The 14,056-nt window shown below is 33.6% G+C and carries 14 protein-coding genes and 1 tRNA gene; 9 read left to right on the plus strand and 6 right to left on the minus strand.

The features are described from left to right. The first annotated feature begins 183 nt into the window (after positions 1 to 183). The 4 genes from FLACOL7796_RS10610 (at position 184) to FLACOL7796_RS10625 (ending at position 5,343) form a co-directional block, all read left to right on the plus strand. Positions 184 to 1,005 carry an AraC family transcriptional regulator gene (locus tag FLACOL7796_RS10610; protein ID WP_173970765.1) on the plus strand — a complete coding sequence of 274 codons (822 nt, stop codon included), beginning with the start codon at positions 184 to 186 and terminating at the stop codon, positions 1,003 to 1,005. A 323-nt stretch (positions 1,006 to 1,328) separates the two neighbouring features. Next, positions 1,329 to 2,639, plus strand: coding sequence for a TolC family protein (locus tag FLACOL7796_RS10615; protein ID WP_232067353.1), 1,311 nt, complete (start codon positions 1,329 to 1,331; stop codon positions 2,637 to 2,639). 66 nt (positions 2,640 to 2,705) lie between these two features. After that, entirely contained in the window at positions 2,706 to 3,758 is a 1,053-nt protein-coding gene (locus FLACOL7796_RS10620; RefSeq protein ID WP_173970767.1) for an HlyD family secretion protein, read from the plus strand. 1 nt (position 3,759) lies between these two features. Continuing rightward, positions 3,760 to 5,343 (plus strand): MFS transporter, encoded by a 1,584-nt coding sequence (locus FLACOL7796_RS10625; RefSeq protein WP_173970768.1) that lies wholly within the window; start codon positions 3,760 to 3,762, stop codon positions 5,341 to 5,343. 331 nt (positions 5,344 to 5,674) lie between these two features. Here FLACOL7796_RS10625 and FLACOL7796_RS10630 read toward each other — a convergent pair whose 3' ends face one another. Beyond that, on the minus strand, positions 5,675 to 6,331 hold the full coding sequence (locus tag FLACOL7796_RS10630) for a hypothetical protein (RefSeq protein WP_173970769.1): 657 nt from the start codon (positions 6,329 to 6,331) through the stop codon (positions 5,675 to 5,677). 123 nt (positions 6,332 to 6,454) lie between these two features. On the opposite strand from FLACOL7796_RS10630, the gene FLACOL7796_RS10635 reads away from it, so the two are divergent. After that, the gene (locus FLACOL7796_RS10635; RefSeq protein ID WP_173970770.1) at positions 6,455 to 7,114 is read left to right on the plus strand and encodes an HAD family hydrolase; all 660 of its coding nucleotides are present in this window, start codon (positions 6,455 to 6,457) and stop codon (positions 7,112 to 7,114) included. A gap of 79 nt (positions 7,115 to 7,193) precedes the next feature. On the opposite strand, the gene FLACOL7796_RS10640 is transcribed toward FLACOL7796_RS10635, so the two are convergent. The 3 genes from FLACOL7796_RS10640 to FLACOL7796_RS10650 all read right to left on the minus strand — a co-directional run bounded on the left by FLACOL7796_RS10640 (position 7,194) and on the right by FLACOL7796_RS10650 (position 8,916). Then, positions 7,194 to 8,120, minus strand: coding sequence for a hypothetical protein (locus FLACOL7796_RS10640; protein WP_173970771.1), 927 nt, complete (start codon positions 8,118 to 8,120; stop codon positions 7,194 to 7,196). A 123-nt stretch (positions 8,121 to 8,243) separates the two neighbouring features. Then, a complete protein-coding gene (locus tag FLACOL7796_RS10645) occupies positions 8,244 to 8,663 on the minus strand; it encodes a hypothetical protein (RefSeq protein WP_173970772.1) in 420 nt (139 codons plus the stop codon). A 22-nt stretch (positions 8,664 to 8,685) separates the two neighbouring features. Beyond that, complete coding sequence (locus FLACOL7796_RS10650) at positions 8,686 to 8,916, minus strand: helix-turn-helix domain-containing protein (protein WP_173970773.1); 231 nt, start codon at positions 8,914 to 8,916, stop codon at positions 8,686 to 8,688. Between the two features lie 86 nt (positions 8,917 to 9,002). Between FLACOL7796_RS10650 and FLACOL7796_RS10655 the strand changes: the two genes are divergently transcribed. Beyond that, positions 9,003 to 9,236, plus strand: a complete 234-nt coding sequence (locus tag FLACOL7796_RS10655; RefSeq protein ID WP_173970774.1) for a hypothetical protein — start codon at positions 9,003 to 9,005, stop codon at positions 9,234 to 9,236. 273 nt (positions 9,237 to 9,509) lie between these two features. On the opposite strand, the gene FLACOL7796_RS10660 is transcribed toward FLACOL7796_RS10655, so the two are convergent. Further along, positions 9,510 to 10,268 carry a hypothetical protein gene (locus tag FLACOL7796_RS10660; RefSeq protein ID WP_173970775.1) on the minus strand — a complete coding sequence of 253 codons (759 nt, stop codon included), beginning with the start codon at positions 10,266 to 10,268 and terminating at the stop codon, positions 9,510 to 9,512. Positions 10,269 to 10,586: 318 nt separating this feature from the next. Here FLACOL7796_RS10660 and FLACOL7796_RS10665 point away from each other — a divergent pair, with 318 nt between their 5' ends. Next, on the plus strand, positions 10,587 to 11,048 hold the full coding sequence (locus FLACOL7796_RS10665) for a hypothetical protein (RefSeq protein ID WP_173970776.1): 462 nt from the start codon (positions 10,587 to 10,589) through the stop codon (positions 11,046 to 11,048). A gap of 192 nt (positions 11,049 to 11,240) precedes the next feature. On the opposite strand, the gene FLACOL7796_RS10670 is transcribed toward FLACOL7796_RS10665, so the two are convergent. Next, a tRNA-Leu gene (locus tag FLACOL7796_RS10670) sits at positions 11,241 to 11,322 on the minus strand. Between the two features lie 109 nt (positions 11,323 to 11,431). On the opposite strand from FLACOL7796_RS10670, the gene FLACOL7796_RS10675 reads away from it, so the two are divergent. Together FLACOL7796_RS10675 and FLACOL7796_RS10680 are read left to right on the plus strand one after the other, a co-directional pair. Beyond that, the gene (locus FLACOL7796_RS10675; protein ID WP_173970777.1) at positions 11,432 to 12,820 is read left to right on the plus strand and encodes a dipeptidase; all 1,389 of its coding nucleotides are present in this window, start codon (positions 11,432 to 11,434) and stop codon (positions 12,818 to 12,820) included. An 808-nt stretch (positions 12,821 to 13,628) separates the two neighbouring features. After that, entirely contained in the window at positions 13,629 to 14,051 is a 423-nt protein-coding gene (locus tag FLACOL7796_RS10680; RefSeq protein WP_173970778.1) for a toxin-antitoxin system YwqK family antitoxin, read from the plus strand. The last annotated feature ends 5 nt before the right edge of the window (positions 14,052 to 14,056 follow it).

The following is a 14,056-nucleotide window of genomic DNA, read 5'->3' on the forward strand; positions in this document are numbered from 1 at the left end:
CGCTATAGAGACTAGCTCAATGACTGTCTTGAAAAGCAAAACTAATAAAAATTAAGATTTAAATTTGGAAATCAACACAGAATCTTTGCGGTTAAATCTGCACAATCCAGTTTTGGAATTTTTTAAAATTTTGGAATTTAAATTTCCCTACATTTATATATCGAAAGATATTCAATTGCTTCAATGGAACATTCCGGTCAGAAACTAGATAAATATTACATCAAAAAAGTAGATGCCGACAAAAAAAGCATTTATTGTCACCATGATTTAATGGGAGAATTGTTTGTGCCTACACATAAACATGACAAAGCACAATTGTTGTATGCTGAAGGCGATGTGGTTTTTGTAACAACAGAAACCAAAACGTATTTTTTGCCAGCAAGACATTTTATCTGGATTCCTAGTGGTGTTGCGCACAGCATCGAACCAAAATCTGAAAGTGTGACCATGCGGAATTTATATTTTCCGGTTGAAAAAGACGAAGATGATTTTTATAAAGTAGAAGGTATTTATCCGGTCAATAATTTATTGTTGCAAATGATGCTTTTTACCAATAGGTGGAATGGCGATCTTAAAAAAGGAAGTCCGAATTTTGCGATTGCAAAAGCGATCAAGGCAATATTACCTCAAATTTGTCTGACCAATTTACCTTTAGAATTACCACAACCAAAAGATCCGCGTTTGAGTAAAATTTTACGCCATATTGAAAATAATCTGGGAGAAACCATTTTATTTGCTGAGGTTGCGCATCAATTTGGCTATAGCGAACGCTCTTTGTATCGCTTATTTCAAAAAGACCTTAATATGTCTTTTATTCAATATTATACCATTCGAAGAATATTAAAAGCGATTGAACTCTTATTAGAAAGAAAACTTTCCGTAAAAGAGGTAGCTCAGGAAGTTGGTTACAGCAGCGTGCCGACGTTTAGTAATACTTTCTTTAAATTCCTCGGACAAAGACCTTCTGATTACTTAAATGGAGAAGATATCCTGAGAACTAAATAGAAAGCTTTTTTGCCCACGGATTTTACTGATTTAAACAGATTCAGACGGGTTTATTATTATAATATCTGCAAAATTAGCTTTAATCTTTTTAAATCTGCGTGAAACCCCAATTTGTATAATTTTTCACAACGTATTGTTTTTCAATATTTTAATATATCGTTTTCGGGAAATAAAATTTTAACATTTGTCCGAAATGAATATGATATTGACTTTTTAGAATTATCAGTCAACGAAAAAATGAAGGAACTTTGCAGTACTAAAATTTTTATACATTCATGTTCCTTAAAACAACAAATTCTACAGAAGATTGTTTTCTCAAAATCATGTTGATATTTCTAATCGTATTAACATTCAGTAATTTACAAGCTCAGGAAATTCATTCGGTTTCGTTAAGCGAAGCAGTGAAACTGGCCAAAGAAAACAATAAAAAAATCCTTAGATCTCAATTAGAGACAACGCTCTCAGAGCAAAACATCAAAGAAAGAAAAGAACTCCGTTTGCCGGATATCGAATTAAACGGTGTGTATTCCAGAATTACCAATATTACGGAATTCAAAGGAAGTGGTTTTCTGAAAGATAAAGAAGTCACCAAAGCAATTCCTGAAATTTATGAGGTTAACTCTACTTTTAAAATGCCAATTTATGCAGGGAATAAGATCAATAATGCTATTAAGATTGCTAATCAGGAAAATGAAATCGCTAAAATAAAAAGCGAAAAGACTGAAAATGATATCGAGCTCGAAGTTGTGGCAAATTATCTGGCGATTTATAAAATGATGGAACTTCAAAAAATTTTCGAAGAAAACATCAAAGAAGAAAAAAGCCGATTGAAAGAAGTGCAGTCTTTGCAAAAACACGGAACGGTAACCAAAAACGAAGTTATTAGAGCTGAGTTACAACTTTCGGATCGTGAATTAAGTTCATTGACGAATTCTAAGAATATAAAAATCGCTTTGCATGATTTAAAGACTTTGATTCAGATTCCTGAAAACGAAGAAGTCGCAATCGATACTACGGCGAATATGGATGAAATGAAAGGTTTAGATCCGTATGACTTTTATTTGAATAAAGCTTTCAATAATGAAGAAATGCGAATAGCAAGCCAGGAATTAAACATCAAAAAAACGGAACTAAAACTGGTAAAAGGAAATTATCTGCCTACGGTAAACTTTTTTGGTAACTATGGTTTTTATTATCCTAACTACAAATTCTTTCCGCCAAATCCGTATTTGTACACTTTAGGACAAATTGGTATCGAAGCGCATTTTGATCTTTCGGCTTTATATAAAAATAAAACCAAAGTAGAACAGGCAACTACGCAAATCGAATGGCAAAAAATGCAAAGCGAAATTATCAAGGATGAAATTCAGGATAAGCTGTTTAAAGAGCATACGCAATATCAGGAAATCCTCGAGAAGTTTGTGGTAGTAGACAAAGCGTTGGATTTGGCCAATGAAAATTACCGAATTGTAAAGCTGAAATATTTAAATCAATTGGTTTTAATAACTGAAATGGTCGATGCGGATAACGCTTTATTACAAGCGAAATACAATAAGATTTCTACCCGATTAGACGCGATTTTAAAACATTACGAATTGCTTCATACGGCTGGGATAATGCCGGAGCAGATTTAAGATCGAAGCAAGATTTTAGAAGTAAGAAAATAGAAAACAGAACAAAGAAAAGATATACAGTTTATTATGGTTAAGATAAAAAATGAAACTAGAAGAAACAGAACGTTTCATATATTAATAACAATTATAGCTTGCGTTTTGGTGGCAAGCGGAATCATTTTAGGAATTTGGTTTTATGTGTTTAACAGAAATCACGAAGAAACCAATGATGCTCAGGTCGAGCAATATGTAACACCTATTATGTCCAGAATTACAGGTTATGTACAAGAGGTTCGTTTTGATGAAAATCAATTCGTGCATAAAGGAGATACTTTGGTAGTTATCGATAACAGAGAATATCAGTCAAAATTGAATGTGGCTCTTGCCGATGTACAAAGTGCGAAACAAAGCAGTGTTGTGGCCGAGAAAAATGTAGCAACAACCGCAAGTTCAACCGCAATTGGAGAATCGCAATTGGCTGCAGCCAAAACCAATCTTTGGAAAACAAAATTAGAATACGACAGATACAAAGCTTTGGTTAAAGATGAAGCTGCAACTTCGCAACAATTAGAAAAAGTGAAGGCAGATTACGAATCGGCGCAAGCCCATTTTCAGGAAATGCGAGACAGAATTCAGTCTTCGAACTTAAGTACTTCTCAGGCGCAGGCAAACGTGCCTACCATGCAAACCAATATTGCGTCGAAACAAGCTGTGGCAGACAATGCAGCATTGTTTCTTTCGTATACCATCATTACCGCGCCTTATGACGGTTGGGTGGGCAAAAGAACGATTCAGCCAGGGCAAATGGTAAAAGAAGGACAATCATTGCTTTCGATAGTAAGCAAAGAAAAATGGATTACTGCCAATTTTAAAGAAACGCAATTGCAATATTTAACCGTTGGACAGGAAGTAAAAATTCAGGCCGATGCTATAAATGGTAAAGAATTTACAGGAATTGTAATGTCGTTATCTCCTGCAAGTGGTGCGAGATTCTCGCTATTGCCTCCGGATAATGCAACAGGAAACTTCGTAAAAATCGAACAAAGAATCCCGGTTCGTATTCAGTTAAAAGATGCCGATAAACAAGCTGATTTTTTAAGAGCCGGAATGAATATTACCGTTATTGCCGAGCACAAATAAAATGGAAGATAAAAGTATTTTTAAATCCTGGGTTCCCAAATGGGCAATCATTATTATTTTGTTTGTCTGTTTGCTGCATTCCATGATTTTATTAGGAGTTTATACTTCAAACGTAACCTATGCGGCAAGTTTTCTTGACATTGAGCCAGAAGATTTGCAGTTTGCAATGTGCGTTACCTACGGAACTTTGCTGGCAACGATTTTGATCGAAAGTAGATTTTCGAGTTTTTTTCCGGCAAAAAATTACCTTATGGCGGTCTATTCCGTAATCGGAATTACTATTATTTCATCGGCTTATATTACCAATTTTTATCTTTTTTTATTATTAAGAGTTGCCGAGGGAATCCTGATGGCGCTTCCGGTAATCACAATTAGGCAATTATTGATAGAGCAGTTCAATTCTAAAAACGCCATCATAATAGGTTTTTCATTCTACTACGGTTCATTGTTATTGTCAACGCCGTTTATTATGAATATTGCCGTTTGGTTTCTGGATCATTACGACTGGAAATACATGTTGTATGTATCAGGCGGACTTCAGGTTTTAAACGTCTTTTTGATCCTGATCACTTTTCGCGGACACAGAATTACCAAGAAAATCCCTTTGTATCAAATCGACTGGATCAGTTATATTTTGGTTTTAACGGCGATTCTTTGTGGCGCTTATTTCTTTGTTTATGCCGAAAAAAAATACTGGTTCGAGTCTTCGCACATGGTTTTAATGCTCATGATTGCGCTAATTACAGGAGGATTATTCATATTTAAAGAACTTTTGGTAAAAAGACCCACTTTTGATTTCGAAGTCTTTAAATACGCCAATCTCCGAATCGGATTTTTATTGTTTTTCCTCTTTTATATCAGTAGAGCAACGCTTAGTCTTTGTCACTCAGCAATGTTCTCGATCTGGAACTGGGATCCGTCACGAGTTGCCGGAGTACAATACATCAACGGATTAGGAAACGTAATAGGATTAATTTTAGCCGCTTTTTTCCTGATGAAATCCGTTTCGACCAAAGTCATTTTTATGATCGGGTTTTCGCTTATTGCCTTGTTTCATTTTTGGTTTACGTTTCTTTTTGTGCCTGATGTAGCATTGTCAGATATTATTATTCCGTATGTTTTACAAGGCATTGGAGTTGGGTTTTTATTCGTTCCGCTTATTTTGTTTACCACATCGTCTGTTCCGGCAAAAATGGCCGTTTCATCCGGAATTGTTGGAGTTTCCGGACGTTTCTGGGGGAGTACAATTGGTTTTTGTGTGATGCAGAATGCAGTCGTATTTTTAAACAAAAAACACTTTTTAAAACTAAGCCAATTTGTAACCGGCGAAAATCCCGAAGCCCAGCAAACCATTGCTACAACAGCACAGAGTTTTATGGCAAAAGGATATTCAGCAGATAATGCGAATACATTAGCATTAAAAAAAGTATTCGGAACCGTTGCCAAACAAGCCACTTTATTGGCCGATATGGAGATTTATACCATCGTAGGATACGGTCTTGTCGTTCTGATTATTCTTATCGCTTGCAACCAGCATTTGCGACAAACAATGACATTAGTTAAAAGTAAAATTTGGATAGGCTAAAATGCCTTTCAAAATAAAAATATATTGAGGAGTGATTACCTTGATTTTTTCGATTGATGATGATGAAACCCGTGCTGATTACACGGGTTTTTTTGTGTGATTTGAGTGTTGATTTAATTTTTTTTAGGAGCTAATCCCGCTATACGTTCCAATCTTTTGTGCCGAACCCCGGCACAAAAGGATTTCCACTTCTATCGGGGCTAGGGCAATCATTTTCATAATTGCATTTCTGTTTAGTTTGTAGTACGATGTAATTATTGCTTAATAAACTTTGCAGCTTCGCGACTTTGCGAGAAATTAAAATCTCCTCGAGGAACCTTTGCGATTCTTTTTAGCTATTGGAATTATGTGTTTTTGGATTTTCTGGAAAGTAGTATTGTGCTTTTATTATTTCCTCTATTGTGCGATTGTTTTTATCGTATAGTAGAGTTAGATTTTTTTCAAACGCTGGGTTTGCAATAGTAATGTACCAATCAATTTGGATTGCTTTGATGTTTTCACTTAATCTGCTGATAAATTGAAACCATCCCCAGGTGGATTCTGAAATAGTGAATTTGTTTAAATCATCAGTATAAACATCTATACAAATTTCGTCATACGTAAGTAAATCTATTTTGTAAGCCAGAACAGTTTCAATGTTATTCCATTCATAAGTATTAAAACTGTTTTCATCAGTAATTTTAAAACCATTTTCGTTGTATTCAAATATCCCGGGATCATCTTGATTTTCTACAGCTTGTGAAGAAAATATTTCTTGTGCCAGTTTTGAATTTAGAGAAACAAAAATATTTTTTGGATTTAGAAATCTAATGAGTATAAAAATACCGCCTCCGCCAAATAAAATTAAGGGAAACCAAAAACGAACTGAATTGATTTTTCCAGCCCATAATGCCATAAAAGTAAACGCAAAGCAAATAATAATCAAAAATATTTGCTTGGTTTTGCTTTCCCAGATCACATTTTTGCCATTGTATTTTGCGCTTTTCATAATAATTTAATTCTGTATTGGCGAAGTTATAAAAAATGACATTGTAAAGATATTCGGAATTTTAAATTCGATAAAAAATATAAATCATTGTATCTTGCAACCGTTAAAAAAACAAAATATATAATGAAGCAGCAATGTGTTATTTTTGATATGGACGGCGTGATTTGTCACACCAATCCGCATCATGCAAAAGCTTTCGAAGCATTTTTCGATAAATATCAAATTCCTCATTCAGAACAAGAGTTTGAAGAACATATGTACGGAAAACATAATGGTTATATTATGACTCATTTCTTCAAGCGTCCCATTACAGGAGAAGAACTCGTAAAACTCGAAGACGAAAAAGAAGGAATGTTTCGTGAGATTTATAAGGACAAAGTCGAAACCATTCCGCATTATCTCGACTTTTTAGCCGAACTGAAATCGAGAGGCTTTAAAACCGCTGTTGCAACATCTGCACCACGCGCCAATCTTGATTTAATTATGGGAGCGTTGCAATTCCAGGACAAAATGGATTCTGTTATGTCAAGCGAAGATGTAAAATTTCATAAACCAAATCCCGAAGTATATTTAGAATCTGCAAAACGCGTTGGCGTTGCACCGTCTGATTGTATTGTTTTCGAAGATTCATTTTCGGGCGTTACAGCAGGATTAAATGCAGGAATGAAAGTCGTAGGTGTTTTGAGTACCCATACAAAAGAACAGCTTCCGCCATGTAGTTTTTACATCAATGATTATAGCGAAGTAAATGTCGATAAGGTTTTGGAGTTATTAAACAGCTAGAATTTTTAAACCATATAAGTGATATAAGTTCATTTAAATACAGCCTTTGTCAAAGTTTAAAACTTTGACAAAGGTTTTTTTATTCAATCCACTGACCTTCGTTAGTCTTTAAACCTAAATATTGCCCAGTATGTGCATTATAGGTTAGTTCCTTTAAAAGAAAGACGCCATTGGGTTTAAATTCCGGATTAATGAATTTCCAAATCAAAATGTTTTTGTTGGGGTCATAATACATTTCTATTTGTGTTTTTTCATTATAAAATTTTTTAGCAATGGCTTTGTTTTTAATTTCTTTAAAAGATACAAATTCATTGATCTTAGAATTGTTTTTAGGAAAATTTATATCCTTAATTATATTGCCAAATTCGTCTAATTGTACATTAGAAGTATATTCTCCAATTCCTTTTTCCGGGTTTGAATAAGCAAAACATAAATAGTAGTGATATCGCGTAGTTAGATTATTTATCTTAAAATATTTTTTATAATGAACGCTGTCTAATGTCTGACCTTGTTTAAAATAAACATTTTTGTAAAAATCTTCGCCTACCCTTAAGCGTAGATAATCTTTAATTTTCTGCGATATAATTATTGGCAAATCATCATCAATATTTCGAGGTTCTTTTGGTACATAAGGTGCAAAAGTAAAATAAGGGCAAGGAGAAACAAAAACGTCTTTTGAAAATGATTTGCAATTGCAGTTTGGGTTAGGTTTTAATTTTATGATTAAAGTATCATTGTTTTTCAGGTTTAATTCCTGATCAATTTTTACAAACCGGCGATCGTCTAGATATAAACGATAGGTTTTCAGACTATCCAGTTTTAAATTTTTTAAGTTGTAAAAGCCATTATTTTCATCAATGCCTAAATGATGCATACTATCATTTTCATCTAATAAATAGTAATTGAAGTATTTATTTTTTTCTTCATCTGGTTCGACCTTAATTACAGTCTGCGAGAATGAAGCTAAAGAATAAAGAAGGATTATGGTTTGAATTGTCTTTTTCATCTTAATAGAATTGTTTCAGCTATTTGTAACTTACTGTAAAATTAAAAATGTCAAAATTTTAAACTTTGATAAAAGTGTTTTACGCACTTGTGTAACCGCAAAATTTTTATTTCGAGAAATTTATTATTCTTCCCAGAAGATTTTTTGATTATGACCTACTAAAAACATACATGTTTTACCGTCTTCATCTGTTCCTTTTTTTATGTCAAAGACATAAGATCCTTTAGATTCTTTATTTCTCTCTGTGCCACAATCGCTCCAATTGAGCTCATGTATTTTTTTAGTATTTAAAATTCCGCTAATTTGTTCGTATGGGATTCCACTATCAAAAAGAAATTCCTTATAATCTATGTATTCTGTTGAGCTTCCATTTTTTAAATCACCAATAAAAGTTCCTGCAATTACCAAAGAATCAATATTTTCTCCAGTTTTATTGTAAAACTTTACGTGAAGATTTTTAAAGTTTAAATAAAAGATTGCGCCAAATACTATCAAAATAATAAAAATCAGGATTTCTGTTTTTCTTTGTTTTGATAATTTCATTTGTGTAAATGATTTACTGGGTTTATTTTAAAGGAAAATCAAACAATTCTTTAAGTTCAACATCTAAAGCATTGGCAATTTTTGCTAGGGTCTTTATGCCAGTATTTACTTTCGCAACTTCTAATCTTGCTATTTGAGATTTGTTAATATTGCAATCATCAGCTAAGCTTTGTTGGGATAAGCCTTTCTTTTCACGTAATTGTCTAACGTGAATACCAAGATTAATGAGAAAAGTTTCTTCTGAAATATTCATATTCCAAAAGTGAAAAGATTTATTTTGTTCATGTAGGCTAATTAGCATACAAATTATTATATTTGTTTCAAATAAAAAATAAGACAATGACTACAAATGAACTTTCAAAAGAAGTTGAAACAAGAATAAAAGATTTTTTTATTGATGTTATGGATCCCGAAGAAATGGCAAAAATAATTCGACAAATAAATTATGCACTTTCTTTATGCGTAATGCGAGGATGCGAAACGGTAGAATCTGAAGTAAAAAATATAGAAGATAATTTCTATTGGCTCAATAGATTGGCAGAAGCTTTAGATCCTTATTTGGATATTGATTAACCACACAGTTTGTCATTTCGAGGAACGAGAAATCACACGCGAACTCCGCACAGAATGTCGCCAATCTTTGCTGATTTCTATTGTGATTTCTCCCTTCGGTCGAAATGACAATATTGGAGTTACGTTGCGTTTCAAGGGATTGATTTCGATAGCTATCGGGACTTGCTACAAAATAAATCATTCCTTCGGAATTTTAGAAAGAGTTCCGGAAGAACAAAATATATTGTAGGGATTAAGGTTATTATTGATAAAGTTGCAATCATATAGAATGCATTATCGCATCCATCCTTCAATCTTATAATTTTTAAAAAATAATTTTCGTTCTTTTTTGCCATTGTCAGGTTTAAACCAAACTTCGAATCTTGCGGCATATGGTTGTCCCCAATCTCCTTCGTAAATTTTAAAATCATCAGCTAAGCTAAATTTTTTTATACTATCTGTAGGATTGTAAATTTTAATAGAACTGTTTTTTGGTAATTTGTCGTCAGAAAGACTAATATTTTGAGTGATTTCAAAAGCCTTTAAATAAATTGTTCCGCGTTCTATTTTTCCAATCCAAAATTCATATTCATAAATTCCCGGCTGGAATGAATTGTAAAGCTGAAATTCAGTATGTTCAACAATTCTATTTGTTATACTGTCGGGTTTTTTAGAGTCAAAATTATTGCCAAATTCCATGTCAACAGGATTGTCAATTTGTATGTTTTTTGGAATTTTTAAATTTTTGGCCCAAGTATCGGGTGTTTCTTGATTTATAAAAAATAGCGTAAGAAATATAATGAGTCCAATAACTATTGTGCTGCCAAATAAAACTAAGGTCAGGATTGTTTTAAGCCATTTCTTTTTTGATAATTGGTAAAATGCTGAAATCAATAAACCAATTAATCCGAGACAGAATATCGTAAAACAAACCTTTTCTAAGGTGGGATTATTAAAAGAGTTAGCAACTATTAAAAGTACAATAGAAACAATCCAGAATATTATAGGTTTCAACCAGTTATTAAAAAATGCTAAAAAGTATTTTTCTATCATTATTAGTTCTTTTTATGTCACGAATCTAAATTAAAAAAGAATGACAAACTAAATTTTGCTGTTACGATAAAGTAAATGATTTGTTGGAGGTTTTACATAGAAATATCCAGAGGAACGAAATATATTGTAGGAATGGATTTTAATCCATTCTAGATAGTTGTAATCGGCAATAAGTAATATTGCGTTTAAATTTCGGCGAAAGCCAAAACCTAAAAATCTTTAAACAATCAGAAAATAAATTACTCTTTTATGGAAAGCCGTAAAATGACTGATTTGCGCAGGACTACATTTGTCTATTATTAATTTAAGAAAAAAAACATGAAAAAATTATTATTAGTAGTTGTCTTGATTTTAGGTTTTAATGTTAATGCGCAAATAGTAATGCGTTCAGGAGAAAACAAGCCCGACGAAGTGATTTCGGTAAATATGGGTACTACGGAAATAAGTAGGTTTGGAGAAACTTATATCTTACAAATGCCTGATTTAACTACTAAAAGTGATGCGAAATGGAGTTACATGCTTAAAAAATCAGAGATGATGGAGATTTATAATGAAGTTTTTAGAGCTATGAACAGTGTTGAGTATAAAAAAGGAGAGCGTTTTGATTATAAAAATTGGAGAGGCGACATAGTCACAATTCGTTATGATAAAATGCTGGGAGTTAAAAGTATTCAGTTTATAACAATACAAAATGAATCGGTCAAACATATTGGAGGTGTGCTTACCTTAAAGAATTTGCAAAAGTTATTTAGTATAGATAGTACAGAAAAAGGTAGTTAACATTTTACGCCCGATGCAGAAATGTAATCGGGTTTTTTATTGTTCTCTTTTACAGAGGCTTTGTCTTTTTAAAAGATTTAATCACATAAAACTAAAATGAACTTATATTACTTATATGGTTCAAATAATGGCAATATTTGGTGAAAGACCAAAAACAAAAAAGCTTCTGATTTCTCAGAAGCTTTTGTTCAGTGCGGATAATAGGACTCGAACCTACACGCCTTGCGGCACCAGATCCTAAGTCTGGCATGTCTACCAATTTCACCATATCCGCTCAATTGTGGGTGCAAAGATAAACATAACTTCTAGATTTCAAAACATTTTTTCAAAAAAAATATTAATTCTCTTTTTCGTATTTTTGAATTTCTATAAAAATAATTGAAATGGAAAATATTAAGTCTTACGTTCAACAACATAAAGATCGGTTTATCAACGAATTGATCGAATTATTAAAAATTCCGTCGGTAAGTGCCGACACTGCATATTCGCAAGATGTGATCGATACTGCAGAAGCTGTTAAGGAAAGTTTAACAAAAGCAGGCTGCGATTTTGTCGAAATTTGCGATACTCCGGGCTATCCAATCATTTATGGAGAGAAAATAATCGACCCAAATTTACCTACAGTTCTAGTTTACGGACATTATGATGTTCAACCACCAGATCCTATCGAATTATGGACTTCGCCACCATTCGAACCCGTAATTAAAAAAACCGAAATTCACCCAGAAGGCGCAATTTTTGCCCGTGGAGCCTGCGATGACAAAGGGCAAATGTACATGCACGTAAAAGCCCTTGAGCTTATGGTGCAAACCAATACTTTGCCATGTAACGTAAAATTCATGATCGAAGGCGAAGAAGAAGTAGGTTCAGCAAGTTTGGCCTGGTTCGTAGAGCGCAATCAGGAGAAATTGAAAAACGACGTAATTCTTATTTCAGATACCGGAATGATCTCAAACCAACAACCGTCGATCACGACAGGTTTACGTGGTTTAAGTTATGTAGAGGTAGAAGTTACCGGACCAAATCGTGATTTGCATTCAGGATTATACGGTGGAGCAGTGGCGAACCCAATCAATGTTTTGGCAAAAATGATTGCTTCTTTGCATGACGAAGACAATCATATTACTATTCCTGGTTTCTACGATAAAGTGCAGGAATTATCTGCAGAGGAAAGAGCCGAAATGGCAAAAGCACCTTTTAGCTTAGAAAAATATAAAAAAGCCTTAGACTTAAACGACGTTTATGGCGAAAAAGGATATGTTACCAATGAGCGCAACTCAATTCGTCCAACATTAGACGTAAACGGAATTTGGGGCGGATACCAAGGCGAAGGAGCAAAAACCGTTATTGCGAGTAAAGCATTTGCTAAAATCTCAATGCGTTTGGTTCCTAATCAGGATTGGCATGAAATCACAGAACTTTTCACTAAACATTTCACAAGCATTGCACCATCTGGAGTTACCGTAAAAGTTACGCCACATCACGGTGGACAAGGTTATGTTACGCCAATTGACAGCGTTGGATATCAGGCAGCAAACAAAGCTTACACAGAGACTTTTGGAGTTCCTGCGATTCCGGTTCGTTCAGGCGGAAGTATTCCAATTGTGGCTTTATTCGAAAAAGAATTAAAAAGCAAAACCATCCTTATGGGCTTCGGTTTAGACAGCGACGCGATTCACTCACCAAACGAGCACTTCGGAATCTTCAATTTCTTAAAAGGAATCGAAACTATCCCGTTGTTTTACAAATATTTTGTAGAGCTTTCTAAGTAAATTGCCACTAAGGCACAAAGACAAAGTTTTTTAGGTTTAGCTCTTTGTCAAAGTTCTAAACTTTGACAAAGCTGAATCTCAAACCATATAAAATCCGTTCAGAAATGAGCGGATTTTTTTTTTGGAATTTGGAGTTTAATATGTTTTTGGGCGTTCCCTTCGGTCGGGCTTTCGGCTATATCTTTTATTCCGTTTCACTTCATAAAAGGATACCGCCTCTATCCCTAACGCTAAAAAAGGTGCAAAGTTGCTAAGGAACAAAGTGACAAAGGTTTTTCGCATCAAAATTGAATAGCCTCCAGCTTCAGCTGGAGTTTTTTGTGAAAAGAGTAATTGGCTTTAGCCGAATTCTTTAAATTTTTTATAGGTGTATTTATTCGGCTAAAGCCATTTCCTTCACATTTATTATAAACCCCAGCTGAAGCTGGAGCCTATTCAAAACCTTTGCTGCTTTGAATCTTTGCACCTTTGAGCCTAAAAAAAATTGGCTAAAGCCATTTTCTCCTCATTTATTCTAAACCCCAGCTGAAGCTGGAGCCTATTGAAAACCTTTGCCCCTTTGTATCTCTGCACCTTTGAGCCTAAAAAAAATCGGCTAAAGCCATTTCCTTCACATTTATTATAAACCCCAGCTGAAGCTGGAGCCTATTCAAAACCTTTACCCCTTTGCATCTCTGCACCTTTGAACCTAAAAAAAAACCTCAGAACCTTAGTAACTTAGAGTCTTAGTAACTTTTTTTTGCTTATTAAAAAAATAACTCTACATTTGTAGAGCAACATCTATAATTGTAGAGTTAATTCGAAAAATATGAAAAACCTTCTTTTGCTATTTTTTTGTGGAATCATGCTTTTAAGTTGTAAAAGTAAACCCATCAATCAAAAGATTGATAAAAAGAAAGAAGGTCTTTGGATTGATAATTACCAACAGGATAGCATTACATACAAATCGTTAGAATATTACAAAAGCGATCAACCCATAAAAAAATGGAAATCCTACATTAACGGAAAAATTTACAAAACCGAAAAATACAAAAACGGAATCTGCATTGTAAAATATTATTATGAAAACGGAAAACTACAATCAAAAGGAAAAACAAAAATCGAAGTCGATGCTGTCGAAACACATTGGTTTTATTTTGGAGTCTGGAAATTTTACTCGGATAAAGGGAAACTAACCGAAGTCAGGAAGTATAATAATGGTAATTTAATTTCAGAGCAAGAAATACAATAGCCCAC

The organism is Flavobacterium bizetiae, assembly GCF_902804475.1.
GTDB lineage: Bacteria > Bacteroidota > Bacteroidia > Flavobacteriales > Flavobacteriaceae > Flavobacterium > Flavobacterium bizetiae.

Coding starts and splice junctions, on each gene's coding strand:
- FLACOL7796_RS10675 (WP_173970777.1), top strand. CDS start 11,432: ATGGAAAATATTAAGTCTTACGTTCAACAACATAAAGATCGGTTTATC.
- FLACOL7796_RS10665 (WP_173970776.1), top strand. CDS start 10,587: ATGAAAAAATTATTATTAGTAGTTGTCTTGATTTTAGGTTTTAATGTT.
- FLACOL7796_RS10680 (WP_173970778.1), top strand. CDS start 13,629: ATGAAAAACCTTCTTTTGCTATTTTTTTGTGGAATCATGCTTTTAAGT.
- FLACOL7796_RS10640 (WP_173970771.1), bottom strand. CDS start 8,120: ATGAAAAAGACAATTCAAACCATAATCCTTCTTTATTCTTTAGCTTCA.
- FLACOL7796_RS10635 (WP_173970770.1), top strand. CDS start 6,455: ATGAAGCAGCAATGTGTTATTTTTGATATGGACGGCGTGATTTGTCAC.
- FLACOL7796_RS10655 (WP_173970774.1), top strand. CDS start 9,003: ATGACTACAAATGAACTTTCAAAAGAAGTTGAAACAAGAATAAAAGAT.
- FLACOL7796_RS10610 (WP_173970765.1), top strand. CDS start 184: ATGGAACATTCCGGTCAGAAACTAGATAAATATTACATCAAAAAAGTA.
- FLACOL7796_RS10645 (WP_173970772.1), bottom strand. CDS start 8,663: ATGAAATTATCAAAACAAAGAAAAACAGAAATCCTGATTTTTATTATT.
- FLACOL7796_RS10615 (WP_232067353.1), top strand. CDS start 1,329: ATGTTGATATTTCTAATCGTATTAACATTCAGTAATTTACAAGCTCAG.
- FLACOL7796_RS10625 (WP_173970768.1), top strand. CDS start 3,760: ATGGAAGATAAAAGTATTTTTAAATCCTGGGTTCCCAAATGGGCAATC.
- FLACOL7796_RS10660 (WP_173970775.1), bottom strand. CDS start 10,268: ATGATAGAAAAATACTTTTTAGCATTTTTTAATAACTGGTTGAAACCT.
- FLACOL7796_RS10630 (WP_173970769.1), bottom strand. CDS start 6,331: ATGAAAAGCGCAAAATACAATGGCAAAAATGTGATCTGGGAAAGCAAA.
- FLACOL7796_RS10620 (WP_173970767.1), top strand. CDS start 2,706: ATGGTTAAGATAAAAAATGAAACTAGAAGAAACAGAACGTTTCATATA.
- FLACOL7796_RS10650 (WP_173970773.1), bottom strand. CDS start 8,916: ATGAATATTTCAGAAGAAACTTTTCTCATTAATCTTGGTATTCACGTT.